Raw genomic sequence first — 26,640 nt, 5'->3', positions numbered from 1 at the left:
ATTCGTCACTTAAAACCGCCTTCTGGCGGTTTTTTTATTTGTGGAGCCACAGCATGGAAAAATGCCGCCACGGTCTAGACATCGAAAAAGCATGCAGCCGCTGCGTCGGCGAGGCAATGCAGACTATGCCTGCCGTATCACCACAGCACCAGCGCATGGTTGAGCTTGCAAATCGCATCGCCGCGCCGGCAAATGAGCATGAACATACCGACGCCGTGCATGAGGATTTCTACTACCCAGACCATGACGGCCGCACCGAGTCGCCCACATTTATCAAAACCAAGCGCGAAGGAAAAGCTGCTGGCGTGCGATGCGCTCTGACTGGCCAAAGGGTGAAGCTGGAGGCCCATCACGGGTTTTTGGAGTGGGCATTTCAGAATGCCGTCGACTGGTGCACGGTGAAAGGCATTGCCCTCGGTACCGTCAAAGAATTTCCCGTGCGCGATCCTTACACGTGGCTACCCACCGGCGAAATGGCGCCGGTCGAAGGCTTCTTGATCTACTGGATCATCCTGTTCTTCAAGTGGCGCGGCTTTGACTTTGAGGCATTCGATCCGTCCAATCCGGAAACATTCGTCGACAGCCCGCAGGCAATGATCTGGCTGCACGAGAACCTGCACCGCGGCAAAAACCATGGCGCGCATGAAGTCACCGGCCCGATCTTCCTCCTGCAGGCCTTCCCCTTCGTCGATGGATTCGTTTTCTCTCCAGATGTTCTTGAGGCCCAGCACCGAGCCGCCTCTATTTCCACTATTTCCACTCATGAGGTTACCCATGTCAAAGCTGCTTGAAGCGATCACAGACGATAACGGTCAGTTGGAACCGGCCTACATCTGGGGCGGCATCGCAACCGTCATCGGTCTTGGCTTGCAGATCTACTGCACTGTCAAAGGAAAGCCGTTTGATCTGCAGGGCTACGGTATCGGCGCCGGAGCGCTGATCGCAGGCCTGGGCCTGGGCAAGAAGATGGGGGCGAAGCCGCAATGAAAACATCTGCCAACGGTATCAAGCTGATCCAAGGCTTTGAAGGTCTACGCCTCAAGGCCTACCAGGACTCGGTGGGCATCTGGACCATCGGCTACGGCCACACTGGGCCGGACGTAACGCCGGGCATGGTCATCACCCAGGCCCAGGCCGACGCGCTGCTGGCGCGCGACCTGAACCGCTTTGAAAGCGGCGTCACCCGGCTGGTTCAGGTGCCACTGAACCAGAACCAGTTCGATGCGTTGGTCTGCTTCAGCTTCAACCTGGGTCTTGGCGCGCTGCAAGGCTCTACGCTGCTGCGACTGCTCAACGCTGGCGACTACGCCGGCGCGGCCGCCCAGTTCCCGCGCTGGAACAAGGCAGGCGGCAAGGAACTGCCAGGCCTCACCCGGCGCCGCGCCGCTGAGCAAGCACTGTTTCTGGGGAAATGAGATGAACTTGAGACTGATCATCGCCTGCATTGTGCTGGCGGCCGTTGCAGCTGCCGGCTGGCACTATCGCGCGGTCGTTGCTGAGCGTGACGCGGCGAGCCAGCGCGCAGCGGCTGCTGAAACGGTAGTTGTTGCGGAGAAAGCAGCACGGGCAAAGGAACAGAGCACGGCCAAGAGCGACGCATCCGCCGCGGCCGCATATCAGGAGGGATTGGAGAATGGAAAAGTTGAATTGCAGGGCTCTATTGCTCGTCTGCGCGCTCAGCTCCGGCTGCGCGACCAGCGCGCCGCCGGAGGCAATCTGCCCGAAGCTTCCGCCGGCGCCGGCCAGCGTAATGGAGAAGCAAGCGCCGAATTTTCTGGAGCGCAGCGAGAAAAACTTGCAGCTGCTCTTGAGCGATTTGGGATTGAGCAGTACTCAATCGCCAGCGACTCCGACAAAGCTGCAAAAGGACTCGGCGCCTGCCAGGTGATCCTGGCCGCCGACCGTGCCGAGTGATGTCTATGCTGGAATCTGGCCACAACCGGATTCCAGCATGCCCCCCGAAGAGATCCTTGAGCGCGCGGCAATCGCGTTTGACCACCTGTGCCGGAGTAAGGCGCTGACGCTCAGGCAAGGTGCGCGGATCGTCGCGTCGTTTCGTGGCGTTGAGCCTCTGGCCGGCGACCTGTTCCCTGCCGATGGGCGGCAGCTTGAGTTGGCGACGTGGATGCTGATGCTGATTGGTGAGACGGATAGATTGCTGGAGAGATATCGCGGACTTGGATTGCCAGGTCAGCTGAAAATGGCTGAGGTGCCATTGCTGCAAGCTGCGATAAAAGAGAGGTATCATGAGGCGATGGGTGGCAGGCCGGCCAAGCCATATTGATAGGTACATTTCTTTGGTGACGGTATATTTGACGGTATAGTTATTTTCAAACCTACCGACAATCATTACCCAGCAATGATTACAGCCCTTCAATTCACAATTGAGTGGGAATAAGCGCCTTTCTATCAACCCCGGCCCAGCGCCGGGGTTTTTTCTTGTCCATGTCCGGTGTCATTTATGCCGTTAAAATGCAATTGACTATCGCCACATTTCCCGACACGCGCTAAACTGGCGGCATGTTTGCCATATCACCATATTCGCATTGCCTTAAGCAGATCCGAGCCCCCCGACTAGCCACTGTCGGCGTGCATTGAATCCGACCCCAGCCCCTCCTCCGCCGTCGCCCCCGAACCCTCATGAACGCCATCTCCACGCCTGCCGCCGCACTTTCACGCACCGACTACCGCACCCTGGGACTGGCCGCATTGGGTGGCGCGCTCGAAATCTACGACTTCATCGTCTTTGCCTTCTTCGCCGCCACGCTCAGCCACCTGTTCTTCCCGCCGCAAATGCCGGAATGGCTGCGCTTGCTGCAAACCTTCGGCATTTTCGCCACCGGCTATCTGGCTCGTCCGCTGGGCGGCATGCTGATGGCCCACTTTGCGGACCGCCTGGGCCGCAAACGGATGTTCAGCCTCAGCATGCTGATGATGGCCGGCCCCTGTCTGCTGATCGGTCTATTACCCACCTACGCCCAGATCGGTTATCTCGCGCCGCTGCTGCTCTTATGCCTGCGGCTGCTGCAAGGCGCGGCGGTGGGCGGCGAAGTGCCCAGCGCCTGGACTTTTGTCGCCGAGCACGCTCCGGCCCGCCACCGCGGCTACGCGTTGGGCCTGCTTCAGGCCGGCCTGACCATGGGCTACCTGCTGGGCGCGCTCACCGCCACCCTGCTGGCCGAAATCTTCAGCCCGCAGCAAATGCAGGATTACGCTTGGCGCATTCCGTTCTTGCTCGGCGGCCCGCTGGGCCTGTTCGGCGTCTGGCTGCGCCGCTGGCTGAATGAAACACCGGTATTCCTGTCCCTGCGCTCTCAGCGCCAGGAACGCGCCTACCCGCTGCTGGAAGTGCTGCGCTCTCACCGGAGCACACTGCTGCCGGCCGCGCTGCTGACCTGCGTGCTGACCTCCGCTGTAATAATCCCGGTCGTGGTAACGCCCACCTTGCTGCAGCAACACTTCGCCTGGTCGGCCAAGGATGCCTTCGCGCTAGGCAGCCTCGGCATCGTGTTTCTGAACATCGGCTGCGTGATCGCCGGCCGCGTTACAGACCGTGTCGGCCCTTTGCACAGCCTGATCCTCTACAGTCTGTTGCTACCCGTGGGCGTTGGCCTGCTCTACGCCAGCCTGATCGGCGGCTGGCGCTGGCCCGGCGTCGCCTACGCCATCGCCGGCTTATGCTGCGGCATCGTCGGCGTGGTGCCTTCGGCGATGATCAGCCTGTTCCCCGCGGATATCCGCGTGTCCGGCATCGCCGTCACCTACAACATCGCCTATTCGCTATGGGCCAGCGCCGCGCCGCTGCTGCTGATCGCCGCCGCACCCTGGAGCCCCTGGGTCTCCGCCTGGTTCGGCCTGGCCATGGGCGGCGTCGGCCTGTTCGCGGCCAGCCGCTTCCGCGCGCCTAGCGTTCCACATTGGGAAAACGCAGCCTATAGCCGGATTTGACGCAGTCGAAATCGGTCAAATCCAGTGTTTGACGTCACTGGCCCAGCCTGATAGGTTGATGGTAGTCAGCTTGATTGCTGCGCCGCGAGAGCCGTGCCATCGCGGAGTTCCCATTCATTTTCACCAGGAGATCTTTATGTCCAATGCCGCTGCAATCGCCAAGGAAAAAGAACAATTACTGGATGACGTGCGCCAGGTTCTGGTCAGCACCGAAGAGCTGATCGACGCCTCGCTGGACGACGGCAGCCAGAAAAGCAAGGAAATCCGCCAGCGCGTCAGCGAAAAACTGAAAGTGGCCAAGGCCAAGTTGCTGGATGCCGAACAAGTGGTGGTCGGCAAGGCCAAGGTCGCCGCCAAGGCGACAGATCAATACGTGCATGAAAACCCTTGGAAATCGATCGGCATCGCCGCTGGCGTCGCCTTCCTGCTGGGCATGCTGGTTTCCCGCCGCTAAGGCATGCCGCAACGCCCATCCCCACCCCGTCCCGGCAGCCTGCGCTCCTTCGCCGGCGGGGTGGCTTCCCTGCTGCTGACCCGAGCGGAGTTGCTGTCGCTTGAAGCCCAGGAACTGAAAGACGACATCATCGGCAGCCTGTTCACCGGCATGCTGGCGCTGATTCTCATCGCCGTAGGCCTGACGGCTGGGCTGCTGCTGGTCTGGACGCTGACTCCGCCGACTCTGCGCGCCTGGGTCCTCACCGTCTGCGCACTGTCGTTCTGCGGCGCCGGCGCCTGGCTGGGCTTCAGCTTGCGCCGACGTCTTCGCGACCAAGGACCGGCCTTCGCCACCACCTTGGAAGAAGTGCGCAAGGACTGGGCAGCTCTGGGTGGAGGAGACGCTCCGTGAACCCAAGGGACCGCGCCATCAAGAAACAGTTGCTGGTGATGAAGGGCGAAGCGCTCAGAGTCAAACTGCGCCTGGAGTTGGATACTCTGCGGCGCCATCCTCTAGGCGCCGCCGGGGAAGGTTTGAAGGCCTGGAGCCGGCAGCGCGGCCTCGGCAAGATTCTGGCCACGCTCGGCAGCCTGCTGCCGCCCGGCGGACGACTGCAATCCTGGCTTGGCACCGGCGCGCGGCTATGGGCGCTATGGCAACTGGGACGCCGGCTCTGGCGCAGCCGCTGATCAAGCCTGGACGTTCACGCCCGCGCCGGCCTCCGCCTCAACGTGGACCTGAACGTCCATCTCTCCGTTCTCCGCTATTTCTCCAGTCGCCAGCATCTTCTCGATGCCCACCATGTCCTTGTCCATCTCCTTGATCATCTTCCGGAGTTCCTGATCCGCTTGCAGCTGGCGCGTCTGCTGCTTGAGCCAGTTTTGCAGCTGCTTCAGCTTCATCATGATGTCCTGGATCACCGGGTCTCCCGCCACCGGATTGCCGCCGGAAAGCGGATTACCGCCCCCCGTCCGCGGCGCGGCGCCATCGTCGCGAGCCACGCCCCCTGCGTTTTTGTCGCCGTTGGCGGCAGCCTCGTCGCCTCGCGCGCCGGCGGCCGAGGACGCTTCCCCCGCCCCGTCCTTAGCCTGCCGCGTCTCATCCTCGGCTGCGGCGGCTTGAGCCTGAACCTGGGCCGCGGCGCCGGACGCGTCTCCGCCGGCATCCGCCGGTTCGGGCACCGCCGCATCCGAGGCGGCCGCGCTTGCCGCCTCCGCGTCGCCGCCTACGCTCACCGACATCATGGAATCGGCTGCGTTTTGCGTCATGCTGGCCACTAACTGTTTCAACTCCTTGACCGCGCGGGCCAGTTCCCCCGCCAGCGCTTTCAGGCTGGCCTTGTCTCGGCCCGCCATCTGCGCCATCTTCAGCAGCATGTCCACCTTCTTCTTCAACATCTCCTTTTGCATGCCATCCACTTCGGGCGAACGCTTGGGCAATGGCCGCAAAGTCACTTTCAGTTGCTGCATGAATTTACCCAAGCTTTGCTGCAAAGAAGATTGCAGCTGCTGACGCGCCTGTTGCGCCGGACTGGCCGGCAAGGAAGCTGTAGGGGAGGCCGCCTGGGCCGCAGCGGATTCGGCGAAAGAAGCTGCCGCGGCGCGGCCGGCCGATGACTTGGGTTGGGACGGCGTATAGGAGGCGGAATAGGGCTTTATCACGGGCATATAAGAAAAAACCTATGGTTATGACATTCTATCGGCCGTGAAAGGGATTTCTTTACGCTAAAATCGACATCATGCAAGACAAACCCCTCCCGTCCGCCAAGACCATCGCGATCAGTTCGCCGCTGGCCTCGCCCCCACTGCCGCCCGCGGCCATCGCCTGGCTCGCCGAAATCGGCATTATCGACGCCGACACCCTGCGGCAACGGGGCCCCGTCTTGGCTTTCTTGCAATTGAAAAGCCGCGGGCACACCGCCACCCGCAAACTGCTGTTCGCGCTGGAAGCCGCCTGCCGCGGCATTCATTGGAACCAGCTTGGGGACGAGGCCAAAGACGCCTTGCTGCGACAACTCGCCGCGCACCCGCCCGTGGCCGCGCCGCCGTCCGACACCGAAATCGCCCTCCATCTGACCCAAGCCCTGGAACTGGCCGCCCAGGCCGGCCTGGAAGGCGAGATTCCTGTGGGCGCAGTGGTTGTCCGACAAGGCGAAGTGATTGGACGCGGCTACAATCAACCTATAGGCCGGCATGACCCCAGCGCCCACGCAGAAATCATGGCCATGCGCGATGCGGCCGGCCAGCTGGGCAATTACCGCCTGGACGGCTGCGATCTATACGTGACGCTGGAACCTTGCCTGATGTGCAGCGGCGCCATCATGCACGCCCGCATCGCTCGCGTGATTTATGGAGCGCCGGACGCCAAGACCGGCGCCGCCGGCAGCGTGCTGGACGTTTTCGCAGACAGCCGTCTCAATCATCACGCCGCGGTGTTCGGCAAGCAGCAGGCGGAGGCCTGCGTGCAACCATTGACGGCGTTTTTCCAAACCCGTCGGAAAGGCTGATGCCATGCTGCGACTGATGCTCGTCCTATCCTTGAGCGCATCCGCTTTCGCCGCGGGCATGGAAGACGACGCCTCCCTGACAGTGGACCCGCTGGCGGCGGCGGCATTCGCTGCTGGCCAGCAAAGCGCCGCGCCCTTGCTGGACACCCGCCCCAATCCTCGCCATTACGGCGCGCCCTGGATTCTGGTTGGCGTACGCAGCCAAACCCTGCGTCATTACGACGGCTGGGGCCTGCTGCAGCGCGAATACCAGGTATCCACCGCGCGCAACGGCGTGGGAGAAGCCAGCGGCAGCTATCAGACGCCTCGCGGCTGGCATCGGGTCTGCGAACGCATCGGCGCCGGCGTAGAGGCCAATACCATTATTTTTCGCCGCAAAGTGACGCCCTGGAAATACACGCCGGAACTGCACGCACAGTATCCTACCAAGGACTGGATCCTCACCCGCATCCTGTGGCTTTGCGGCGAAGAGCCAGGAAAGAACCAAGGCGGCGAGGTAGACAGCTATAATCGAGCCATTTACATTCACGGTGCCGGGGACCATGTGCCTTGGGGCACCCCCAGCTCCCTCGGCTGCGTCCGCATGAAAAACCCGGACGTAATCGAACTGTTCGACGCCACCGACAACGGCATTGATGTCCTGATTGATGAGAACGCCTGATGCATTCCGCGCTGACCCTGACCACACCCGCCCTGCTGTTTCCCGCCATCTCCCTGTTGCTGCTGGCTTATACCAACCGTTTTCTCGGCCTAGCCGGCATCATTCGCAATCTGTATGAGGAGTACCGCGACAGCCAGGATCCAAAAATCCTGCGCCAGATCGGCAATTTGCGCACTCGCATCACCTTGATCAAATGGATGCAGTGCCTGGGCATCGCCAGCCTGTTCCTGTGTACCGTGGCGATGTTTCAGGTCTATACCGGCTGGCAGGCCTGGGGGGAGCTGACTTTCGGCATCAGCTTGCTGTGCATGATCTGCTCGCTGGCCGTGTCCTTGATAGAGCTACTGCGCTCGTCGGACGCGCTCAACATCCTGCTTTCCGATCTACAGGCGGAATACGACAAGCACCGCTAAAAACCTGTTTACGATCTGCTACGCGTTGTGGAGCGTTACACGGTGAGTACACCTTCGAAATGCTCATGCACCCCTCGACCACTCCGCTTTTTCGCTCGTTTTCGCCTCGTCTCGCTTTTGCTCGCAAAAACATGAACGGCTTTACGCTGGGCACCGCGCCACCAGCAAGCTTAACGGCATGCTCACTTGACGCGCTTGCCCGCCATCGCCCCAGGCCCGGGCGATGCGGCCAGAGGCATCGTCCAGCACATGCTCGCCCAAAGTCTGCTTGCACAGCTTGCTGGCGGAAAGCGTGTTGAGAAAACCCAGGTATTGTTCCAGCGTCCAATCGCAGCTAATCGCCAGCTCCGGCGTTTCAAGCGTAGGCAGCGGGCAACCCGCGGTACTGTAGCCGTCCCACAGAATCTGGCAGCGGCTAGACCAAAACGGCTCGATAATGGAAGTCAAAATCGCCGCGGCGCGGTCCACCTCGGGGGAAACCCGGCATAGATGATAGCCCCAAGCGGCGAATACCCCGCCCGGCTTGAGCACCCTGACCACCTCCGGCCAAAACGATGGGAAATGAAACCAATGCAGCGCCTGCGATACCGTGATCAAGTCGAAAGCGGCGTCGTCAAAGGGCGTGACCTCGGCGGGACACTCCCGGTAATACACTTGATTATGCGCCTCGGCTTGGCCCAGTTGCGCGGAGCTGATGTCGGTGGCATCTACCCGCGCAAAGCTCTCCCCCAGCCTCACCGCGGTCTGGCCGTTGCCGGTTGCGCAGTCCCAGGCCCGTTCACGCTCGAAGCACTGCGGCAACAACCACTGATACAAGGCCTCTGGATAAGCCGGACGAAACCGGGCATATAAATCCGAATACAGGCTGAAAGTAGCAACGGAATTGGATAGCATGTTCGCTCTCTACAATTGCTGTAGCTTTCCATTAGATGACAGCCTAGACCGTCATGTCCATTCGTCATAACAGACGTTCACAATATATTTCAGCCCAGGCGCATTCTCAAGTCGTCGTCGGCACCGGTAGGGCCGCTCATTCAGCACGCCCGCCGATAAAATGCTTATATCATATTCGACATGCGATCACCAGCCGTCGCAAAGGCATCCGTGGCAGGAATTTCAAAGCGCACCAACGCAAATGAAACAGGCGGGAATGAAGAAACCAACAGCAATGGCCGCCGGAAATGCAAAAAGCCCGCGACAGCGGGCTCATTGCAGTTTCAGAAGAGGATTGTGGTGCCGGTAAGAGGAGTCGAACCCCCGACCTTCGCATTACGAATGCGCTGCTCTACCAACTGAGCTATACCGGCACATCACTCCGCCCTGAAGCAGAGCGCGTAATAATAAACAGTTTCCATCGATTTGAAAAGGGGCGGCGCGCGTTTCCAAATATCAGATTTAATTTATCCGCGCTTTAATGCAAAAACCCTGAATTCAAAGATTTGAATTCATGTTTTTGTATCTGGTCGGAGTGAGAGGATTCGAACCTCCGGCCTCTACGTCCCGAACGTAGCGCTCTACCAGGCTAAGCTACACTCCGACGACCATCCAAAGCTTGTCTGAAAACCGCCCCGCTGCCGTCTTGGCTGCGGTACAATCTGTGGCATCAGAGGACGCGCATTATGGAACAAATATGTGGTTTAGGCAACTATCTTTTTACCGTTTGAATCAAGACGACGCCCCTAACAACGAGCAACTTTCCGCCGCGCTGGAAAAGCGTCCATTCCAACACTGCATGGGTCTGGACTGGTTCAGCGAGGGCTGGGTGCCCGCCGCCAACCATCTGGACGCGCCGGTTTACGCAGTGCGCGGCTGCCAGATGGTCTCGCTGCGCCGCGAGGACAAAGTGCTGCCCTCGTCGGTGATCCGCGATTTCGTCGAGCTGAAAGTCGCGGAAATCGAAGACAAAGAGCTGCGCAAGGTGGGCCGCAAGGAAAAGCTGGCGCTGAAAGAGCAGATCACCGACGACCTGCTGCCGCGCGCCTTTGTGCGCAGCAGCAGGATGAGCGCCTATCTGGACACGCGCCGCGGCTGGCTAATGGTGGATTCGGCCGCCGCCAGCAAGGCGGAGGCGTTGGTGTCCAAGCTGCGCGAAGCCTTGCCGCCTTTCCCCGCCGCGCTGCCTCGCACCAAGATCGCTCCGCACACCGCGATGACGGACTGGCTGGCGGCCGGCGAAGCCCCTGCCGGTTTTGAGTTGGACTCGGATTGCGAATTGAAGGACAGCGGAGAAAACGGAGCGGTGGTCCGTTGCGCGCGCATCGACTTGACCGCGGACGAAATCCGTCAGCACATTGCCACCGGCAAGCAAGTTACCAGGGTAGGCCTGATCTGGCAGGAAAAAATCCGCTTCCAGCTGACCGACATGCTGCAGCTGAAGCGGCTGCAATTCCTGGACCTGCTGCAGGATGAAGCCAGCCAGGCGGGCGATGATAGAGAAAGCCTGTTCGAAGCCACCTTCACCTTGATGAGCGAAGAACTGGGCGAACTGGTAGACGCCCTGGTCGCCGCCCTGGGCGGATTGGAAGAAGCATCCAGCCCGACAGTCTCACCCGCGGCAAACAGCACGGTTGCCGCCGTAGTTGAAAACTCGGCGGAAGTCCCCTGGGATTGATCCCTGACCCGCCCCGCAAACGAAGCGCTTGCGGGGCGCATTTTCCTCCCCCATTCTCACAACTTCATTTCTTGAGCCCCACGCTCATAGCGCCTGGCTAACCAAAAACAAAAAACAATCAATTTCACTGATAAAAACCGCTGAGCGATACTGAAGACAATCTAGCAACGGAGCCCCCGATGAAACCGGTCAACTGGCAAGCGTTCTGGCTGGAATTGTGCGCCAACTTCGCCTGGCTGCAATAAGCACTGCCCCCTCTGAGGAATACGCAGGTTTTCGCGACCCGCCTGCCAATTGCAGATCCATCTCAGCTCCAGCCGCTCCACACAGGAGCGTTTATTTTGACATTCAAACAATAATGATTATCATTCGAATATAGGAGCGTCAAATGACCATGTATCGACAACAGCTCAGAAGGTTGAAGCGGCAGCCGCTTACCGGCAGGCAAGGCAGGCGCAATTGGCGACGCATCGCGGGCTTCCTCATCTTCATTGCGGGCTGCGCTATCCTGCTTGCCGGATTAAGTTAGGTCCGGCATCCGATCTCCGCCTAGCCGCCCCTCCGCCAAATTATTTCCAAAGAGTAAACAATAAAACCAATAAACTGCGGTTTATCAGAGAATCGGCGTGGCTTAAGCTGAAGCATCTCTTGAATGAAAGCTTCAGTCATGACCGCTCGCCTACCCGCGCTGTTCATCTCGCACGGCGCCCCAACCTTGGTGCTGGAAGACAGCCCAAGCCGTCACTTCATCTCCCGACTGGGAACGGAGCTGCCCCGCCCTCGCGCCATCGTCATCGTTTCCGCGCACTGGGAAACTCGCGGCCTGGTGGTCAACCACAGCCCGAATCCGGAAACCATTCACGACTTCTACGGTTTCCCCGAGGCCTTATACCGCCTGAGCTACCCGGCACGCACCGATGCGCCGCTCTGCGCGCGTCTGCATGAATTGTTCGCCGCGGCCGGTCTTCCCGCTCAAAGCACCGAACAAAGAGGATTGGATCACGGCGCCTGGACGCCTCTGATGCTGATGTATCCGCAAGCGGATATTCCCATCGTCAATCTGTCGCTGCGGCATCAGGCGCCCGCATCCGAGTTGATGCGCATTGGCGAAGCGCTGCGCCCGCTGCGCGACGAGGGTGTTCTGATCATCGCCTCCGGCAGCTACACTCACAATCTGCGCGCGCTGGCGCCGGAAGGCTCGGAACCGGCTCCGTGGGCGCGGGCTTTCCGGGATTGGCTGGACTTGCAGTTGGAAACCGGCGCGCATGAAGCATTGACGGACTGGCTGCGGCTGGCCCCCGACGCGCGCCGCAACCATCCCAGCGACGAGCACATCGCCCCTCTGTGGATTGCGCTGGGCGCCGGGGGCCGCGACACCAAGGCTTCCAAACTGCACGACGACTGGCGCATGGGCAATCTGTCCATGGCTAGCTGGCGCTTCGACTAGCCACCCGCCGCCGGCGGCCCAGCATCGCCGTCTTGATCCTCATCGTCCCAAGCCAGCGGCTTGACGCTTGCCGGTAGCTCCGGCGGCGGCTCGCGCCTGGCCAACCGGATCAGAATACCCAGCGCCGTCACCGCTGGCGCGGCGGCGATGATCACCCAGAACAGGGTGGAATGCATCAAATCCATATCCGCTCCCATGCAAAACGCCCCGGTCTGAGCCGGGGCGCGATGGCTTGCCTTCCTGCGTTTAGCCTTGACGCAGCAAGCGCGCAGCGTCCAGCGCAAAATAGGTCAGGATGCCGTCGGCGCCGGCGCGCTTGAACGCGATCAGGCTTTCCAGCATGCACTTTTCCTCGTTCAGCCAGCCGTTCTGGAACGCGGCCTTCAACATCGCGTATTCGCCAGACACTTGATAGGCAAAGGTCGGCACCCGGAAAGTATCTTTCACTCGACGGATCACGTCCAGGTAAGGCATGCCCGGCTTGATCATCACCGCGTCCGCGCCTTCCTCCAAGTCCTGCGCCACTTCCTGGATTGCTTCGTCCAGATTGGCCGGATCCATTTGGTAGTTGTTCTTGTCGGCCTTGCCCAGATTACCGGATGAGCCCAGCGCGTCGCGGAACGGGCCGTAGAAACCGGATGCGTACTTGGCCGAATACGCCAGGATTTTGGTGTGGATGAAGCCTTCCTCCTCGAAAGCCTCGCGAATCGCGCCGATGCGGCCGTCCATCATGTCGGACGGGCCGAACATGTCCACGCCGGCCTCGGCGTGACAGAGGCCTTGCTTGATCAGGATTTCAGTGGTTTCGTCGTTGAGCACGTAACCGCTGTCGTCCATCACCCCATCCTGGCCGTGAATGGTGTAGGGATCCAGCGCGCCATCCGTCATCACCCCCAGTTCGGGAAAGCGTTTTTTCAACTCGCGCACCACGGTCGGCACCAAGCCTTCGGGGTTGTAAGCCTCTTGCGCGCTATTGTCCTTGCCGGACTCGATCACCGGAAACAGCGACAGCATCGGGATGCCCAATTCCAGCGCCTGTTCGGCGGTGTATAACAGCTTGTCCAGCGTCTGGCGCGGCGCGCCCGGCATCGACGGCACTTCCACCACCCGGTTCTGTCCCTCCATCACAAATACCGGATAGATCAGATCGTTGGCGGTCAGCACGTTTTCACGCATCAAGCGGCGGGAGAATTCATCTTTGCGCATGCGACGCATGCGAGTGGCGGGAAAATAACGATTGGCGAAAATCATGACAATTCCATTAGAAGGATCAGCCCGGCCATTGTACGCCTGTTGCCGCCGCCCCGCAGCGGATGCCGGCCGGCAAAACAGAGTGTTCTGAATTTTGCACGCCCGGCCTGCGGACAACGCCGACACCGGCGCCGTCCGCATCCTCCTTGGCTCAGCTCTCACGCGGAGCAAGCTTGCCCTCCCCCCCCTCGTGACTGGCCTTCGCCGCCAATTCCGCGGCCAAATTATCCTCCGCGCGCCGCCCTTCCCAGTAGGCGGCATTGACGATGCCCAGTTTCTCCGGATGGAACACCGGGTCCAAGCCCTGCGCCTTCTGCGCTTCGTAATCGCGCAGACAGGCCAGCGCTGGTTTTTGCATGAGGATGATGGCGATGATGTTGAGCCAGGCCATCAGGCCCACGCCGATATCCCCCAACCCCCAGGCCAGATCCGCGGTTTTGACCGTGCCGTACACCGTGGCCGCCATCAGCGCGATCTTCAACACGAAGCTCAGCCAAGGCAGCTGTATCTTGCGGTTGATGTAGGCGATATTGGTTTCAGCGATGTAGTAGTAGGCGACGATGGTGGTAAAGGCGAAGAAGAACAGCGCCAGCGCGACGAAGATGGAACCAAAGCCCGGCATGATGCTTTCCATCGCGATCTGCACATAGCCAGGCCCCGCCGCCACGCCGGCGATGCCGGTGAACATGGCCTGGCCCTCCGGGCCCTGCACATTGTATTGGCCGGTGATCAGCAACATGAAAGCAGTGGCGGAACAGACGAACAGGGTGTCGATATAGACCGAGAAGGCCTGCACCAGGCCCTGTTTGGCCGGATGCGACACCGCAGCGGCGCTGGAGGCATGCGGGCCGGTGCCCTGACCGGCTTCGTTGGAATACACGCCGCGCTTCACCCCCCATTGGATGGCGAGGCCTAGAATGGCGCCGAAGCCGGCCTCAAAACCAAAGGCGCTTTTCAGCACCAACGCTATCACGCCGGGCAGTTGCTCTATGTTCAGCGCGATGATCACGCAGGCGACGATGATATAACCCAGGGCCATGAACGGCACCACCGCGCCGGCGAACAGCGCGATGCGCTTGACCCCGCCGAAGATGATGAAACCCAGGATGATGGCCAGGACCGCGGCGGTGACGGTGGGCGCGATGCCGAAGGCGGTATCCAGCGAGGCGGCGATGGAATTGGCCTGTACCCCCGGCAAGAGCACGCCGGTGGCGACAATGGTGGTGATGGCGAACAGCCAGGCATACCACTTCATGCCCAGCCCCTTCTCGATGTAGAAAGCCGGCCCGCCTCGGTACTGGCCGTCTATTTTCTCCTTGTAGACTTGGCCCAGCGTCGATTCGACAAAGGCCGAGCTGGCGCCGAGAAAGGCCACCATCCACATCCAGAAGATGGCGCCCGGGCCGCCGAAAGTAATTGCGGTGGCCACGCCAGCGATATTGCCGGTGCCCACGCGGCCGGCCAAGGTCATCGCCAGCGCCTGAAACGAGGACACGCCGCTGGAGGTGCTCTCGGTATTGAACATCAGCCGCAGCATTTCCTTGAAGTGGCGCAACTGCAGGAAGCGCGTACGCACAGACAGGTAAAGCCCCACGCCCAGACACAGGTAAATCAGTGCCGGGCTCCAGATAACGCCGTTGGCGGCGTTGACGAATGCATCCATGAAACTCTCCTTTGAGCGAAGCCGGGTGTGCTTCGCCTAACGGCGGACACCCGGATATTTTTATGTTCTCGCCCCGGAGCGGGGTTCCGGAGCCCCTCCAAGATAAGGCCGTAGACCGGAAGCCTCCAGATAATTCATTTTAAAAAAACGCTCATTACAACAAGTTACCCAAAAACATTTGACCAATAGACAAAATGATGAAACAAAAAAAACGGCAAGCTCTCTCGCTTGCCGTTTTGCGCCGACGCCCGCGGGGGCCGCTCGGATATCCCTTTAGCCGAAGAAATCCTTCAGCTTGTCCATGAAAGACTTGGAACGCGGGTTATGAGTCGCCACGTCGCCCTGGCTGATGGCGTCGAATTCACGCAGCAGCTCTTTCTGGCGATCGGTCAGCTTGACCGGGGTTTCCACCACCACATGGCAGTGCAGGTCGCCGTAATCGGCGCCACGTACCGCCTTCACGCCTTTGCCGCGCAAGCGGTAGACTCGGCCGCTCTGGGTTTCCGCCGCGATTTTGACCTTGGCCATGCCGTCGAGCGTGGGGATTTCCACTTCGCCGCCCAGCGCCGCGGTGGAGAAGGAAATCGGCATCTCGCAATGCAGATCCATGCCGTCACGCTGGAACACCGGGTGCGGCTTGATGTGGGTGACCACGTAGAGATCGCCGGACGGGCCGCCGTTCTGGCCCGGTTCCCCTTCGCCGGATAAGCGGATGCGATCGCCCTCGTCCACGCCGGGCGGAATCTTCACGTTCAGCGTCTTGTTGGTCTTTTTCTGGCCCGCGCCGTGGCAGCTGGTGCAGGGATCGGAAATCTGCTTGCCGGTGCCGTGGCAGGTTGGGCAGGTTTGCTGAATGGAGAAGAAGCCCTGGCTCATCCGCACCTGGCCGTGGCCGCCGCAAGTGGTGCAGGTCTTCGGCTGGGTGCCGGGCTTGGCGCCGCTGCCGTGGCAGACTTCGCACTCTTCATGCGAAGGGATGCGGATCTGCTTCTCGCAACCGCGCGCGGCTTCTTCCAGCGAGATTTCCATGTTGTATCGCAGGTCCGCGCCGCGATAGACGTTGGAGCGCCCGCCGCCGCCGGAGCGTCCGCCGCCGAAGATGTCGCTGAAGATATCTGCGAAATCGCCGAAGCCTCCGAAGCCCGCGCCGCCGCCTGCGCCAGCCTGCGGGTCCACCCCGGCGTGGCCGAATTGGTCGTACGCGCCTCGCTTCTGGCTATCAGACAAAACCTCGTAAGCTTCCTTGACCTCTTTGAACTTCTCTTCCGCTTCCTTGCTGTCCGGATTGCGATCCGGGTGATACTTCATCGCCAGCTTGCGGTAAGCCTTTTTGATGTCGTCGTCGGAGGCGTCGCGATTGACGCCCAACACATCGTAGTAATCTTTCTTGGACATGTTCCTGTCTCTCTCAAAATTCAGCCTGCACGGGAAGCAAGCCCCCTGCGCGGCCGGCCACCATACGCCAATGACCGGTCCGAGCCGCGGAACACTCCGGCGGGCCCGGCCCGGTCATCAGGCGTCAAGACATCGGCTGGCGATTAAGCCTTGTCTTTCTTCACTTCTTCAAACTCGGCGTCGACGACGTTGCCGTCTTCCTGCTTGCCCGCCTGCGCGTCCGCGCCGCCCTGCTGGGCGCCGGCTTCAGCCTGCTGAGCCTGGGCATACATGATTTCGCCCAGCTTCTGGCTGGCCTTGGCCAGTTCTTCGGTCTTGGCTTCGATCGCGGCCTTGTCTTCGCTCTTGGCCACTTCCTCGGCCGCCTTCACCGCGTCTTCGATCTTGGCCTTCTCGGCAGCGTCGATCTTGTCGCCGTGCTCGGCCAGAGATTTCTTCACGCTGTGGATCAGGCCTTCCGCCTGATTGCGCGCGGTGACCAGCTCGTGCAGCTTCTTGTCTTCCTCGGCGTTGGCCTCGGCGTCCTTCACCATTTGCTGGATCTCGGCTTCGGACAAGCCGGAAGAAGCCTGGATGGTGATGTTGGCCTGCTTGCCGGAAGCCTTGTCCTTGGCCGACACATGCAGAATACCGTTGGCGTCGATATTGAACTCCACTTCGATCTGCGGAATGCCGCGCGGCGCCGGCGGAATATCGCCCAGGTTGAACTGGCCCAGGCTCTTGTTGGCGGAAGCCTTCTCGCGCTCGCCTTGCAGCACGTGGATGGTGACCGCGGTCTGGTTGTCGTCGGCGGTGGAGAACACCTGCGACGCCTTGGTCGGAATGGTGGTGTTCTTCTGGATCAGCTTGGTCATCACGCCGCCCAGGGTTTCAATGCCCAACGACAGCGGGGTCACGTCCAAGAGCAGCACGTCCTTGCGGTCGCCGGACAGTACCGAACCCTGGATCGCCGCGCCGACAGCCACGGCTTCGTCCGGGTTCACGTCCTTGCGCGGCTCCTTGCCGAAGAACTCTTTAACCTTTTCCTGCACCTTGGGCATGCGGGTCTGACCGCCGACCAGGATCACGTCGGAGATGTCGTTGACCGACAGGCCGGCATCCTTGAGCGCCACGCGGCACGGCTCGATGGAGCGCTCCACCAAGTCCTCAACCAGGCTTTCGAACTTGGCGCGGGTAATCTTCATCGCCAAGTGTTTCGGGCCGGTAGCGTCCATGGTGATGTAAGGCAGGTTCACCTCGGTCTGAGTCGCGCTGGACAGCTCGATCTTGGCTTTCTCCGCGGCTTCCTTCAAACGCTGCAGCGCCATCACGTCGTTCTTCAGGTCCACGCCCTGTTCGCGCTTGAACTCGGTCACGATGTAGTCGATCACGCGCTGGTCGAAGTCTTCGCCGCCCAGGAAGGTGTCGCCGTTGGTCGACAGCACTTCAAACTGGTGCTCGCCGTCCACATCGGCGATTTCAATGATGGACACGTCGAAAGTACCGCCGCCCAGGTCGTACACCGCGATCTTGCGGTCGCCTTCCTGCTTGGACAGGCCGAAAGCCAGTGCCGCGGCGGTCGGTTCGTTGATGATGCGCTTCACTTCCAGACCGGCGATGCGGCCGGCGTCCTTGGTGGCTTGGCGCTGGCTGTCGTTGAAGTAAGCCGGCACGGTGATCACCGCCTCGGTCACTTCCTCGCCCAGATAATCTTCAGCGGCCTTCTTCATCTTGCGCAGTACTTCGGCGGAGATTTGCGGCGGGGCCAGTTCTTGGTCGCGCACTTTCACCCAGGCGTCGCCGTTCTTGGCTTTCAGAATTTCAAAAGGCATCAGGTCGATGTCTTTCTGCACTTCCTTATCTTCGAAGCGGCGGCCAATCAGGCGCTTGGCGGCGTAGATAGTATTGCGCGGATTGGTCACGGCCTGGCGTTTGGCCGGCGCGCCGACCAGGATTTCGCCGTCGTCCATGTAAGCGATGATGGACGGGGTGGTGCGAGCGCCTTCGGCGTTCTCGATGACTTTCGGGTTGCCGCCTTCCACTACCGATACGCAGGAGTTGGTGGTGCCCAAGTCGATGCCAATGATTTTACCCATGTCGAAGTTCCTTTATCTTAATTCGTTTCAGCGGCCATTTGTTCGATAGCGACCGCCTGTTGTCTCAATAGGTATTGGCTATGCCCATTATTTCAAGAGGAGCACGCCGCCCTTTTTTATGCTTTCGCCTTAGCCACCACCACCATCGCCGGACGCAGCACGCGGTCCGAGATTTGGTAGCCTTTTTGCATCACTCGCACGATGGTGTTGGGCTCGGCGTCGGCCTCTTCCGCGCTCATCGCCTGATGCTGATGCGGGTCCAGCTTGTCGCCCGCCTGAGGGGCGATGTCCTTGATCTGCGCCTTGTCGAAAGCGGAGACCAACTGCTTCAGCGTCATGTCCACGCCCATCTTCAGGGTGTCGATCTGGCCGCTCTGATCCAGCAAGGCCATTTCCAGGTAGTCCTTCACCGACACCAACTCGCCGGCAAACTTGGTGATCGCGTACTTGTGCGCGGCGGCGACGTCTTCCTGCGCGCGGCGGCGCTGATTTTCCAGATCGGCGCGGGCGCGCAGCAATGCGTCCTTCAGTTCGGCCACTTCCGCATCCAGAGCGGCGATCCGCTGCTCTGCGCTCAGTTCTTGCTCTACGGCCTGCTCCGCCACCGTTGCGTCGATATTGTCATTGTCCACGGCGTCTGCCGCGATGTTTTGCTTGTCCTGCATGGCAATTCCTCGGATTTGGATTCAGCGGTACGAATAGTCCCGACTCAAGGTAGGGGCTTCATCGCGGAATTCAAGTCCTGAAAACGACTGAACCGCTTCAGACCGCCGCGCCCAGGCTGCCAAACGCGGATGTGCGTTTGCGGACTTTTATTTTCTAAAAGCAAACGCTTGAGCGAGCCGCAATATTCGTTTTAGGAAAGTTGCTGTTAGCTTTTGAAAATCAACAATTTTCTTTGTGCTGCACTGCACACAAGCGTTTTTTTTTGTGCTAATAATTGAGCCACACCCGCAAGTGCACTGCCGGGCGGCCCTCTATCCACAGGGTCTGAGCGGCGGGCATGCCGAGCCGGCGCCATGAGGGCCGGCCGCAAGAAAATCCGGAAAAACCGGATGAAACAGATCGCTTAATGAGGACGCCGGCGCCTGCCGGCGCGCACAGAAACGTATCGAGAAGGGCTTTAGCATGACGACTCGCGAACAACGCATTGCAGCCATCCAGAAAGACTGGAACGAAAATCCCCGCTGGAAAGGCATCAAGCGCGGCTACAGCGCCGCTGATGTGGAACGACTGCGCGGCTCGCTGCAGATTGAGTACTCGTTGGCGCGCAACGGCGCGGACAAACTGTGGGGCCTGCTCCACAGCGAGCCTTACATCAACTGTCTGGGCGCGCTGACCGGCGGTCAGGCCATGCAGCAGGTCAAGGCCGGCGTCAAAGCCATTTATCTGTCCGGCTGGCAAGTGGCCGCCGACAACAATGAATACTCGGCGATGTACCCGGACCAGTCGCTGTATCCGGTGGACTCTGTGCCCAAGGTGGTGGAGCGCATCAACAACGCCTTCACCCGCGCTGACGAAATCCAGCATTCCAAGGGCGTGGCGCAAGGCGACGCCGGCTTCATCGACTACTTCGCCCCTATCGTGGCGGATGCCGAAGCCGGTTTCGGCGGCGTGCTGAACGCCTATGAATTGATGAAGGCGATGATACGCGCCGGCGCCGGCGGCGTGCACTTCGAAGACCAATTGGCCTCGGTGAAGAAATGCGGCCACATGGGCGGCAAGGTGTTGGTCCCGACCCAGGAAGCCGTGCAGAAACTGATCGCCGCGCGCTTGGCAGCCGATGTTTACGGCGTGCCCACTCTGGTGATCGCCCGCACAGACGCCGAAGCCGCCGATCTGTTGACCAGCGACTGCGACGAGCGCGACCGTCCCTTCCTGACCGGCGAGCGCACCGCCGAAGGCTTCTACAAGACCAAGAAAGGCTTGGAACAGGCGATCAGCCGCGCCATCGCCTATGCCGACTACGCCGATCTGGTCTGGTGCGAAACCGGTACACCGGATCTGGAATTCGCACGGAAGTTCGCCGAAGCGGTTCACGCCAAGCATCCGGGCAAACTGCTGGCCTACAACTGCTCGCCGTCCTTCAACTGGAAGAAGAACCTGGACGACGCCACCATCGCTAAATTCCAACGCGAACTGGGTGCGATGGGCTATAAGTACCAGTTCATTACCTTGGCCGGCATTCACAACATGTGGTACAACATGTACGACCTGGCGCAAGATTATGTTGCCCGCGGCATGTCCGCCTATGTTGAAAAAGTGCAGGAGCCGGAGTTTGCCGCCCGCGAACGCGGCTACACCTTCGTATCCCATCAACAGGAAGTGGGCACCGGCTACTTCGACGACGTCACCACCGTGATCCAGGGCGGCCAATCCAGCGTCACAGCGCTGACAGGCTCCACCGAGGAAGAGCAGTTCCACTAAGCCGCGGCACAGGCTTCAAGCCGAGAAAACGCCCACCTTGCCGTGGGCGTTTTTATTGACCTGCCGCTGCGCCGAAAAGCTACTTTTCAAGCCCACGGCTCGCGATACCGAAAATGCGTCAAGCCGTCTAGATTGTTTAATGCGACTAAATAATTAATTTATCCGACGACGCTTTTTCAATTCACCATCATCGCCAATACTTGCACAAGGCCCACCTCGCTGCGGGCCTTTGTTAATTCACGGCAATATGAAAGGCTCGCCATGGCGAAAGTCGTCGTTGTATATCACTCCGGTTACGGTCACACCCAGCAAGTGGCCCAGCATGTCGCCGAAGGCGCCGGTGCGCAATTGCTGGCCATTGACGCCGAGGGTAATCTGCCCGCCGGCGCCTGGGATCTGCTAAATAGCGCCGACGCCATCATTTTCGGCTCGCCCACGTATATGGGAAGCCCAAGCTGGCAGTTCAAGAAATTCGCCGACGCCAGCTCCAAAGTCTGGTTCACACGAGGCTGGCAGGACAAGGTGTTCGGCGGCTTCACCAACAGCGCCAGCCTGAACGGCGACAAACAGGTTTCGCTGATTTATCTGCAAACCCTGGCCTCTCAGCACGGCGGTCTGTGGGTCAGCCTGGGCTTGCTGCCCAGCAACGCCAAGAACGCCAGCCGCGAGGACATCAACAATCTGGGCGGCTCGGTAGGCCTGCTGGTGCAATCGCCGTCCGACGCCAGCGTCGACGAAATCCCGCAGGGCGATCTGGACACCGCCAAGGCCTACGGCCAGCGCGTGGCCGGCATTGCCGCCAAACTGCGCGGCTAAGAACCTGTTTACGATAAACTCCGCGTCGTAAAAGACAAAGGGGGCCAACGGCCCCCTTTCTTGCGTCGACGCTTGTCGCTCAGCCGCGCATGGCCAGTTGGTCCAGCAGCTTCTGATGAATGCCGCCGAAGCCCCCGTTACTCATCACCAGCACATGGTCGCCCGGGCGCGCCGCGGCCACCACCGCTTGCAGCAGCGCGTCGAAATTGTCGAAGGTTTGCGCGCGGTCGCCCAGCTCTGCCAAGGCCTCGCCGGGGTTCCACCCCAGATTGGCGGCGGAACAGAACACCAGGTCGGCATCGGCCAGAGAGGCCGGCAGCGCAGCCTTCATCGTGCCCAGCTTCATGGTGTTGGAGCGCGGCTCCAGCACCGCCAGGATGCGCGCCCCGCCTGCCTTGTGGCGCAGGCCGGCCAGGGTGGTTGCGATGGCGGTGGGATGATGGGCGAAATCGTCGTACACCGTGACTCCGGCCGCCACGCCGCGCACCTCCATACGCCGCTTTACGTTTTGAAAGCGCGACAATGCATCAATGGCCTGGCTCACTGCCACGCCGACATGGCGAGCGGCGGCGATTGCCGCCAAGGCGTTGAGACGGTTGTGTTCGCCCATCAAATCCCAACGCACCCGGCCCTGAATCTGGCCGTTGAGCAGCACATCGAAATGGCCATTGTCCTCCAGCGCGCCCAGCTGCCAGCCGGCGTCCGCGCCAAAGCGCTCCACCGGCGTCCAGCAGCCGCGCTCCAGCACCCGATCCAAGCTCGCCTCCCGGCCATTGCTGACGATCAGGCCCTGGCCCGGCACGGTGCGCACCAGGTGGTGGAACTGAGTTTCTATCGCCGTCAGGTCGGCGAAGATGTCGGCGTGGTCAAACTCCAGGTTGTTCAACACTGCGGTGCGCGGCCGGTAATGGACGAATTTGGAGCGCTTGTCGAAGAAGGCGGTATCGTATTCGTCAGCCTCAATCACAAAGAAGGGGCTGACGCTCGCCGCGTCCTGACGCGGCGCGCCAGGCAGGCGCGCCGACACGCCAAAGTTCTGCGGAATGCCGCCGATCAGGAAGCCCGGCGCCAGGCCGGCATCTTCCAAGATCCAAGCCAGCATCGAACTGGTGGTGGTTTTGCCGTGAGTGCCAGCCACCGCCAGCACCCATAAATCCTTGAGCACGTTTTCCGCCAGCCACTGCGGGCCGGAGATATAAGGCAGCCCGCGATTGAGGATTTCCTCCATCAGCGGCTTGCCGCGCGTCACCACATTGCCCACCACGAAGATGTCCGCGCCGATGTCGGCCTGCTCCGCGCCGAAGCCTTGGATCAGCTCGATGCCCATGGCTTCCAGCTGGGTGCTCATCGGCGGGTATACATTGGCGTCGCAGCCGGTGACCTTGTGGCCGGCCTGTTTGGCGATAGCGGCGATGCCCCCCATGAAGGTGCCGCAAATGCCCAGGATATGGATGTGCATAGTTTGGTTCAGCGTATTGAAAACGGCAAAACGGCAAGCATACCGGAAAGCGGCGGGGCCGACATCCATGCCCTCCGGCTCGAACAAGACAAAGCCCGCGGCAGCGGGCTTTGTCTACAACAGGACGGCGGGTTCAGAAGAAAATCAGCGTCATCAGCACAAACAAGGGCAACAGAATGGCGCAGGACCAGCCCAGATAGCCGAAGAAGCTCGGCATCTTCACATGACGATGCTCGGCGATGGCCTTGACCATGAAGTTGGGCGCGTTGCCGATATACGTATTGGCGCCCATGAACACAGCACCCATGGAGATCGCCAGCAGGGTGTCCGCCATCGGGCCCATCAGCACCTGAGCGTCGCCATGCGCCAGGTTGAAGAACACCAGATAGGTGGGCGCATTGTCCAGGAAGCTGGACAGAATGCCGGTCATCCAGAAATACATCATGTTCACCGGCTGGCCGTTGGCATCGGACACCATGCGCACCAGGCCGGCCAAGTGGCCGTCGGCGCCGGCGCGCAGAATGGCGATCACCGGGCCGATGGTGACGAAGATGCCGGCGAACAACTTGCCCACTTCCAGAATGGGATCCCAGTTGAACTCGTTGCCGGCGCGCACTTGCTTGGGAGTGATCCACAGCGAGGCGAAGGCCAGGCCGATCAGTGCCAGATCGCGAATGATGTTCTGCAGCTCGACATGCGTGCCCATGATGTCGAACTCCACGCCCGGCTTCCAAACGCCGGACATCAACACCGCGCCGACAATGCCGGCCAGCAGGAACAGATTACGCTTGCCATGCAGCTTGATCGGCTTGTCCTTGGAGCGATCCACCTCCGGCAGCGTGCCCGCCTGGGCTTCTTTCTTGAAGAGATAGCTGTCCAACACGTAGAAAATGGCAAGCAGCGCCAGCGACAACACCAATACCGGCAGCGCCATGTGCTGCACCGTCCAGCCGAAGCTCACGCCCTTGAGGAAGCCGAGAAACAGCGGCGGGTCGCCCAGCGGAGTCAGGCCGCCGCCGATATTCGCCACCAGGAAAATGAAGAACACCACCACGTGCACATTGTGCTTGCGCTTTTCATTGGCGCGCAGCAAGGGGCGGATCAACAGCATCGCCGCGCCGGTGGTGCCCATGATGGAGGCCAGCGCGGTGCCGATCGCCAAGATGGCGGTATTGAGCTTAGGCGAGCCGTGCAGCGAGCCCCACACCAGAATGCCGCCGGACACTGTGTACAGCGAAAACAGCAGCACGATGAAGGGAATATATTCGGCGAACAGGGCGTGAACGATCAGCGCCATAGAAGTGCCCAGGCCATATGCCACCGCGAAGGGCGCCAGGAATAGCACGGTCCAGACCGCGGTGATCTTGCCGAAGTGGTGGTGCCAGATACCCGGCGCGAATATGGGGAACAGCGCGATGGACAGCAAAATGCCGGCAAACGGCAGTCCCCAGGCCAGGCTCAAGGTGGCGCCGTCCAGTTCAGCGGCTTGCGCCAGCGTCGGCAGCAGGGCCAGCGCGGCGGCGCTAAAGAGTTTTTTGGTCATCTATCTTCCCGAGGGCATGACGCCCATTGATAAAAGCGCCATCGCCTGCGCCGCGTGAGGGCAGGCTATGCAAAGAGTGGATTCCGGCAGTGTTATCGACGCGAAACGGCAGCCGGATGCCGTTGCGCTGACGCTTAGCCGTCAGGCCGGCGCGGATCTCGTCTCCGTGGAAGCGGCGCCTCCGTTTCGGCCAGAACGGTTACAAAGCGTTACATCGTCCCATAACTCGGGCAGTCCGGACAAGGAAAACCGGAATCGGAACCAAGAGTTTTTGCGCAATTGCCACGCTAATTAAGCATTTGATGAAACAAGGCCGGCGGCTCATTGCCGCCGGCCTTGTCTTGAAAGTTGTTCAAGGGACCTCGAACAAGAATGCTTAGGGCCTATTCACAATCTCGCGAGCTAAGGCGAGACAAGGCGAAAATGGCTGAGAAAGCGGAGTGTACATACGGTACATGAGCATTTCGAAACCATTTTCGCCTTGTCTCGCCTTAGCTAGCAAGATCATGAACCGGTTCTTTATTCATTAATCAAAATGGAACAGCTCGGCGCCGCGCAGCTTCAGCCAACGCCGTGCCGCCTGCCAGTCCGGGTATAGACGCGCAGTCTCCGCCCAGAAGGCGGGCGAATGGTTCATGTGTTCCAGATGGGCCAGTTCATGGGCGATCACATAGTCCAGCACCATCGGCGGGGCTTGCAGCAAGCGCCAGTTCAGCCGGATGATCCCGGCGGCGGTGCAACTGCCCCAACGCGTGCGCGCCGACGACAGCTGCAGGCCGCAGGGCTGGCGACGACAGCCGCGCGCTAGTTCCGCCATCCGAGCCGGAAACCGCAAAGCAGCCTCTCGCTTGAAGAAACGGCGGACCGCCTGCTTCAAGGCCGCCGCGTCGCCGTGCTCGATACCGGTAACAATCAACCCTTCCGCCGTCAGTCTGGCCGTGCGCCTCACGCCGGCCGTCAGCACGATGGGCAGCGCTTCCCCCCGCCAGCGCAGCTGGCTGAGATCTTCGGCTTGCCGCCGCTCTAGCCTCTGTCGCGCCACATGACCGGCGATCCAGTCTCGACGCTCCAACAACACTTCGCGCAGACGGGCGGCGCTAACCGCCGGATGAGCCACCAGCTCCACCCTGCCCGCGCTCACCCTAATGCCCACGCTCTTGCGCGGACGACGGGTCAGCACCACATCCACCTCGCCGTCAGGCAGCGGCAGACGCAGCCAGACGCTTGCGCTTTTCATCCTCGTCCGCAAACGGGCCGACGCCGCCGATCTCGCGCTGGCGCGCCTCGATCCACTGCTCGGCCTCTTTCATCATCGCCTCCGGCCCCAGCTCTTCGCTCGGCACAATGGGCTGGCCCACCACCACGGTGATTTCACCGGGGTATTTCAGGAAGGCGTTGCGCGGCCAGAACTCGCCGGCGTTGTGCGCCACCGGCACCAGCGGCATGTCGAACTGCTTGGCCATGCGCGCGGCGCCCAGCTTGTATTTGCCCGCCACGCCCGGCTTGGTGCGAGTGCCCTCCGGGAAGACCGTGATCCAGAAACGGTGGCGTTTGCGCTCCAAGCCCTGCTCCAGCAGACGCTGGTTGGCGTTGGCGCGGTCGGAGCGGTTGATGATGATGGGGTTCATCAGCACCAAACCCCAGCCGAATACCGGAATCCAGGTCAGCTCTCGCTTGGCCACGTACACTTGCCACGGGAAAATCTTCTGCAAGGCCAAGGTTTCCCAACCGGACTGGTGCTTGGAACAGATCACCGACGGCTGCTCAGGCAGATTTTCCGCGCCCAGCACCTTGTATTTCAAGCCGATCACGTGCTCCAGCATCCACAACAGGCTCAAGGCCCAGCTGACGCCGAACACATGGCGCGCGCGGCGCGGCAGCGGCGCGGACAGCAGCAGCAGAAAGAAGAAGAGCGGCGTGATGATGATCAGCACCAGCCAATACAGCAGGTTACGAAGCCATAAACTCAGCATGCTTGGAACACTATCC

General features: G+C 60.8%; 28 protein-coding genes and 2 tRNA genes. 16 read left to right on the top strand and 14 right to left on the bottom strand.

From position 1 onward, the window contains the following. The first annotated feature begins 53 nt into the window (after positions 1 to 53). From BR71_RS03550 to BR71_RS03510, 9 genes are all read left to right on the top strand, one after another. Entirely contained in the window at positions 54 to 791 is a 738-nt protein-coding gene (locus tag BR71_RS03550; RefSeq protein ID WP_052370298.1) for a hypothetical protein, read from the top strand. Then, complete coding sequence (locus tag BR71_RS03545) at positions 775 to 987, top strand: hypothetical protein (RefSeq protein WP_043632632.1); 213 nt, start codon at positions 775 to 777, stop codon at positions 985 to 987. Before BR71_RS03550 ends, BR71_RS03545 begins: the two co-directional genes overlap by 17 nt. Beyond that, on the top strand, positions 984 to 1,415 hold the full coding sequence (locus BR71_RS03540; protein ID WP_043632630.1) for a lysozyme: 432 nt from the start codon (positions 984 to 986) through the stop codon (positions 1,413 to 1,415). Before BR71_RS03545 ends, BR71_RS03540 begins: the two co-directional genes overlap by 4 nt. 1 nt (position 1,416) lies before the next feature. Beyond that, positions 1,417 to 1,914, top strand: coding sequence for a hypothetical protein (locus tag BR71_RS03535; RefSeq protein WP_043632627.1), 498 nt, complete (start codon positions 1,417 to 1,419; stop codon positions 1,912 to 1,914). A 37-nt stretch (positions 1,915 to 1,951) separates the two neighbouring features. Then, complete coding sequence (locus BR71_RS03530; protein ID WP_043632624.1) at positions 1,952 to 2,284, top strand: hypothetical protein; 333 nt, start codon at positions 1,952 to 1,954, stop codon at positions 2,282 to 2,284. 356 nt (positions 2,285 to 2,640) lie between these two features. Beyond that, positions 2,641 to 3,948 carry an MFS transporter gene (locus tag BR71_RS03525; protein WP_019103539.1) on the top strand — a complete coding sequence of 436 codons (1,308 nt, stop codon included), beginning with the start codon at positions 2,641 to 2,643 and terminating at the stop codon, positions 3,946 to 3,948. A gap of 136 nt (positions 3,949 to 4,084) precedes the next feature. Then, entirely contained in the window at positions 4,085 to 4,402 is a 318-nt protein-coding gene (locus tag BR71_RS03520) for an ElaB/YgaM/YqjD family protein (protein ID WP_019103538.1), read from the top strand. A 3-nt stretch (positions 4,403 to 4,405) separates the two neighbouring features. Next, positions 4,406 to 4,795 (top strand): phage holin family protein, encoded by a 390-nt coding sequence (locus BR71_RS03515; RefSeq protein WP_043632621.1) that lies wholly within the window; start codon positions 4,406 to 4,408, stop codon positions 4,793 to 4,795. Continuing rightward, positions 4,792 to 5,073, top strand: a complete 282-nt coding sequence (locus BR71_RS03510) for a hypothetical protein (RefSeq protein WP_019103536.1) — start codon at positions 4,792 to 4,794, stop codon at positions 5,071 to 5,073. The genes BR71_RS03515 and BR71_RS03510 overlap by 4 nt, the downstream gene beginning before the upstream one ends. Here BR71_RS03510 and BR71_RS03505 read toward each other — a convergent pair whose 3' ends face one another. Next, positions 5,074 to 6,051 carry a hypothetical protein gene (locus BR71_RS03505; protein ID WP_043632617.1) on the bottom strand — a complete coding sequence of 326 codons (978 nt, stop codon included), beginning with the start codon at positions 6,049 to 6,051 and terminating at the stop codon, positions 5,074 to 5,076. Positions 6,052 to 6,122: 71 nt separating this feature from the next. Here BR71_RS03505 and tadA point away from each other — a divergent pair, with 71 nt between their 5' ends. The 3 genes from tadA to BR71_RS03490 are packed head-to-tail and all read left to right on the top strand — an operon-like array spanning position 6,123 to position 7,964. Further along, positions 6,123 to 6,890, top strand: coding sequence for a tRNA adenosine(34) deaminase TadA (gene tadA, locus BR71_RS03500; RefSeq protein WP_052370297.1), 768 nt, complete (start codon positions 6,123 to 6,125; stop codon positions 6,888 to 6,890). Positions 6,891 to 6,894: 4 nt separating this feature from the next. Next, on the top strand, positions 6,895 to 7,551 hold the full coding sequence (locus tag BR71_RS03495) for a L,D-transpeptidase (RefSeq protein WP_043632614.1): 657 nt from the start codon (positions 6,895 to 6,897) through the stop codon (positions 7,549 to 7,551). Next, on the top strand, positions 7,551 to 7,964 hold the full coding sequence (locus BR71_RS03490) for a DUF2721 domain-containing protein (protein WP_043632611.1): 414 nt from the start codon (positions 7,551 to 7,553) through the stop codon (positions 7,962 to 7,964). The genes BR71_RS03495 and BR71_RS03490 overlap by 1 nt, the downstream gene beginning before the upstream one ends. Positions 7,965 to 8,105: 141 nt before the next feature. Here BR71_RS03490 and BR71_RS03485 read toward each other — a convergent pair whose 3' ends face one another. The 3 genes from BR71_RS03485 to BR71_RS03475 form a co-directional block, all read right to left on the bottom strand. After that, positions 8,106 to 8,858: a class I SAM-dependent methyltransferase gene (locus BR71_RS03485; protein ID WP_052370296.1), complete on the bottom strand. Its 753-nt coding sequence runs from the start codon at positions 8,856 to 8,858 to the stop codon at positions 8,106 to 8,108. A 337-nt stretch (positions 8,859 to 9,195) separates the two neighbouring features. Beyond that, positions 9,196 to 9,271, bottom strand: a tRNA-Thr gene (locus tag BR71_RS03480). A 153-nt stretch (positions 9,272 to 9,424) separates the two neighbouring features. After that, positions 9,425 to 9,501: transfer RNA gene (locus tag BR71_RS03475), tRNA-Pro, on the bottom strand. Positions 9,502 to 9,594: 93 nt separating this feature from the next. On the opposite strand from BR71_RS03475, the gene BR71_RS03470 reads away from it, so the two are divergent. Continuing rightward, on the top strand, positions 9,595 to 10,575 hold the full coding sequence (locus tag BR71_RS03470) for a recombination-associated protein RdgC (protein WP_043632609.1): 981 nt from the start codon (positions 9,595 to 9,597) through the stop codon (positions 10,573 to 10,575). A 667-nt stretch (positions 10,576 to 11,242) separates the two neighbouring features. Beyond that, a complete protein-coding gene (locus tag BR71_RS03465) occupies positions 11,243 to 12,022 on the top strand; it encodes a DODA-type extradiol aromatic ring-opening family dioxygenase (RefSeq protein WP_043632606.1) in 780 nt (259 codons plus the stop codon). On the opposite strand, the gene BR71_RS03460 is transcribed toward BR71_RS03465, so the two are convergent. From BR71_RS03460 to grpE, 6 genes are all read right to left on the bottom strand, one after another. After that, positions 12,019 to 12,207: a hypothetical protein gene (locus BR71_RS03460; protein WP_043632603.1), complete on the bottom strand. Its 189-nt coding sequence runs from the start codon at positions 12,205 to 12,207 to the stop codon at positions 12,019 to 12,021. The two genes, BR71_RS03465 and BR71_RS03460, sit on opposite strands and share 4 nt — an antisense overlap. 61 nt (positions 12,208 to 12,268) lie before the next feature. Beyond that, positions 12,269 to 13,273 carry a porphobilinogen synthase gene (gene hemB / locus BR71_RS03455; RefSeq protein WP_043632600.1) on the bottom strand — a complete coding sequence of 335 codons (1,005 nt, stop codon included), beginning with the start codon at positions 13,271 to 13,273 and terminating at the stop codon, positions 12,269 to 12,271. Between the two features lie 151 nt (positions 13,274 to 13,424). Continuing rightward, positions 13,425 to 14,936: an alanine/glycine:cation symporter family protein gene (locus tag BR71_RS03450; protein WP_052370295.1), complete on the bottom strand. Its 1,512-nt coding sequence runs from the start codon at positions 14,934 to 14,936 to the stop codon at positions 13,425 to 13,427. 273 nt (positions 14,937 to 15,209) lie between these two features. Then, positions 15,210 to 16,331: a molecular chaperone DnaJ gene (gene dnaJ, locus BR71_RS03445; protein ID WP_043632597.1), complete on the bottom strand. Its 1,122-nt coding sequence runs from the start codon at positions 16,329 to 16,331 to the stop codon at positions 15,210 to 15,212. A 143-nt stretch (positions 16,332 to 16,474) separates the two neighbouring features. Beyond that, entirely contained in the window at positions 16,475 to 18,406 is a 1,932-nt protein-coding gene (gene dnaK, locus BR71_RS03440; RefSeq protein ID WP_019101051.1) for a molecular chaperone DnaK, read from the bottom strand. 116 nt (positions 18,407 to 18,522) lie between these two features. Next, complete coding sequence (grpE, locus tag BR71_RS03435) at positions 18,523 to 19,071, bottom strand: nucleotide exchange factor GrpE (RefSeq protein ID WP_043632594.1); 549 nt, start codon at positions 19,069 to 19,071, stop codon at positions 18,523 to 18,525. Between the two features lie 463 nt (positions 19,072 to 19,534). Here grpE and aceA point away from each other — a divergent pair, with 463 nt between their 5' ends. Further along, positions 19,535 to 20,833 (top strand): isocitrate lyase, encoded by a 1,299-nt coding sequence (gene aceA / locus BR71_RS03430; RefSeq protein WP_019101049.1) that lies wholly within the window; start codon positions 19,535 to 19,537, stop codon positions 20,831 to 20,833. Between the two features lie 261 nt (positions 20,834 to 21,094). Beyond that, a complete protein-coding gene (locus BR71_RS03425) occupies positions 21,095 to 21,649 on the top strand; it encodes a flavodoxin family protein (protein ID WP_019101048.1) in 555 nt (184 codons plus the stop codon). A gap of 79 nt (positions 21,650 to 21,728) precedes the next feature. Here BR71_RS03425 and mpl read toward each other — a convergent pair whose 3' ends face one another. The 4 genes from mpl to BR71_RS03405 form a co-directional block, all read right to left on the bottom strand. Continuing rightward, a complete protein-coding gene (gene mpl, locus BR71_RS03420) occupies positions 21,729 to 23,108 on the bottom strand; it encodes a UDP-N-acetylmuramate:L-alanyl-gamma-D-glutamyl-meso-diaminopimelate ligase (RefSeq protein ID WP_043632854.1) in 1,380 nt (459 codons plus the stop codon). 133 nt (positions 23,109 to 23,241) lie between these two features. After that, positions 23,242 to 24,651 carry a sodium:proton antiporter gene (locus BR71_RS03415; protein WP_043632591.1) on the bottom strand — a complete coding sequence of 470 codons (1,410 nt, stop codon included), beginning with the start codon at positions 24,649 to 24,651 and terminating at the stop codon, positions 23,242 to 23,244. A 526-nt stretch (positions 24,652 to 25,177) separates the two neighbouring features. Beyond that, a complete protein-coding gene (locus tag BR71_RS03410; protein WP_244269580.1) occupies positions 25,178 to 25,888 on the bottom strand; it encodes a M48 family metallopeptidase in 711 nt (236 codons plus the stop codon). Beyond that, positions 25,848 to 26,624: a lysophospholipid acyltransferase family protein gene (locus BR71_RS03405; RefSeq protein ID WP_019103521.1), complete on the bottom strand. Its 777-nt coding sequence runs from the start codon at positions 26,622 to 26,624 to the stop codon at positions 25,848 to 25,850. The genes BR71_RS03410 and BR71_RS03405 overlap by 41 nt, the downstream gene beginning before the upstream one ends. Between the last annotated feature and the right edge of the window lie 16 nt (positions 26,625 to 26,640).

Source organism: Chromobacterium haemolyticum DSM 19808 (genome assembly GCF_000711885.1).
In the GTDB taxonomy this organism is placed as follows: domain Bacteria; phylum Pseudomonadota; class Gammaproteobacteria; order Burkholderiales; family Chromobacteriaceae; genus Chromobacterium; species Chromobacterium haemolyticum.
Note: the sequence above shows the minus strand (reverse complement) of the source record. Positions and strands in the feature narration are given on the sequence as shown.

Excerpts from the sequence above, each read along its gene's own strand:
- BR71_RS03530 (WP_043632624.1), top strand. The coding sequence starts at position 1,952 with ATGCCCCCCGAAGAGATCCTTGAGCGCGCGGCAATCGCGTTTGACCAC.
- BR71_RS03505 (WP_043632617.1), bottom strand. The coding sequence starts at position 6,051 with ATGCCCGTGATAAAGCCCTATTCCGCCTCCTATACGCCGTCCCAACCC.
- BR71_RS03525 (WP_019103539.1), top strand. The coding sequence starts at position 2,641 with ATGAACGCCATCTCCACGCCTGCCGCCGCACTTTCACGCACCGACTAC.
- BR71_RS03520 (WP_019103538.1), top strand. The coding sequence starts at position 4,085 with ATGTCCAATGCCGCTGCAATCGCCAAGGAAAAAGAACAATTACTGGAT.
- dnaK (WP_019101051.1), bottom strand. The coding sequence starts at position 18,406 with ATGGGTAAAATCATTGGCATCGACTTGGGCACCACCAACTCCTGCGTA.
- dnaJ (WP_043632597.1), bottom strand. The coding sequence starts at position 16,331 with ATGTCCAAGAAAGATTACTACGATGTGTTGGGCGTCAATCGCGACGCC.
- BR71_RS03515 (WP_043632621.1), top strand. The coding sequence starts at position 4,406 with ATGCCGCAACGCCCATCCCCACCCCGTCCCGGCAGCCTGCGCTCCTTC.
- BR71_RS03495 (WP_043632614.1), top strand. The coding sequence starts at position 6,895 with ATGCTGCGACTGATGCTCGTCCTATCCTTGAGCGCATCCGCTTTCGCC.
- aceA (WP_019101049.1), top strand. The coding sequence starts at position 19,535 with ATGACGACTCGCGAACAACGCATTGCAGCCATCCAGAAAGACTGGAAC.
- mpl (WP_043632854.1), bottom strand. The coding sequence starts at position 23,108 with ATGCACATCCATATCCTGGGCATTTGCGGCACCTTCATGGGGGGCATC.
- hemB (WP_043632600.1), bottom strand. The coding sequence starts at position 13,273 with ATGATTTTCGCCAATCGTTATTTTCCCGCCACTCGCATGCGTCGCATG.
- BR71_RS03415 (WP_043632591.1), bottom strand. The coding sequence starts at position 24,651 with ATGACCAAAAAACTCTTTAGCGCCGCCGCGCTGGCCCTGCTGCCGACG.
- BR71_RS03540 (WP_043632630.1), top strand. The coding sequence starts at position 984 with ATGAAAACATCTGCCAACGGTATCAAGCTGATCCAAGGCTTTGAAGGT.
- BR71_RS03410 (WP_244269580.1), bottom strand. The coding sequence starts at position 25,888 with ATGAAAAGCGCAAGCGTCTGGCTGCGTCTGCCGCTGCCTGACGGCGAG.
- BR71_RS03490 (WP_043632611.1), top strand. The coding sequence starts at position 7,551 with ATGCATTCCGCGCTGACCCTGACCACACCCGCCCTGCTGTTTCCCGCC.
- BR71_RS03450 (WP_052370295.1), bottom strand. The coding sequence starts at position 14,936 with ATGGATGCATTCGTCAACGCCGCCAACGGCGTTATCTGGAGCCCGGCA.
- grpE (WP_043632594.1), bottom strand. The coding sequence starts at position 19,071 with ATGCAGGACAAGCAAAACATCGCGGCAGACGCCGTGGACAATGACAAT.
- BR71_RS03535 (WP_043632627.1), top strand. The coding sequence starts at position 1,417 with ATGAACTTGAGACTGATCATCGCCTGCATTGTGCTGGCGGCCGTTGCA.
- tadA (WP_052370297.1), top strand. The coding sequence starts at position 6,123 with ATGCAAGACAAACCCCTCCCGTCCGCCAAGACCATCGCGATCAGTTCG.
- BR71_RS03460 (WP_043632603.1), bottom strand. The coding sequence starts at position 12,207 with ATGGATTTGATGCATTCCACCCTGTTCTGGGTGATCATCGCCGCCGCG.
- BR71_RS03550 (WP_052370298.1), top strand. The coding sequence starts at position 54 with ATGGAAAAATGCCGCCACGGTCTAGACATCGAAAAAGCATGCAGCCGC.
- BR71_RS03470 (WP_043632609.1), top strand. The coding sequence starts at position 9,595 with ATGTGGTTTAGGCAACTATCTTTTTACCGTTTGAATCAAGACGACGCC.
- BR71_RS03405 (WP_019103521.1), bottom strand. The coding sequence starts at position 26,624 with ATGCTGAGTTTATGGCTTCGTAACCTGCTGTATTGGCTGGTGCTGATC.
- BR71_RS03465 (WP_043632606.1), top strand. The coding sequence starts at position 11,243 with ATGACCGCTCGCCTACCCGCGCTGTTCATCTCGCACGGCGCCCCAACC.
- BR71_RS03425 (WP_019101048.1), top strand. The coding sequence starts at position 21,095 with ATGGCGAAAGTCGTCGTTGTATATCACTCCGGTTACGGTCACACCCAG.
- BR71_RS03485 (WP_052370296.1), bottom strand. The coding sequence starts at position 8,858 with ATGCTATCCAATTCCGTTGCTACTTTCAGCCTGTATTCGGATTTATAT.
- BR71_RS03545 (WP_043632632.1), top strand. The coding sequence starts at position 775 with ATGTCAAAGCTGCTTGAAGCGATCACAGACGATAACGGTCAGTTGGAA.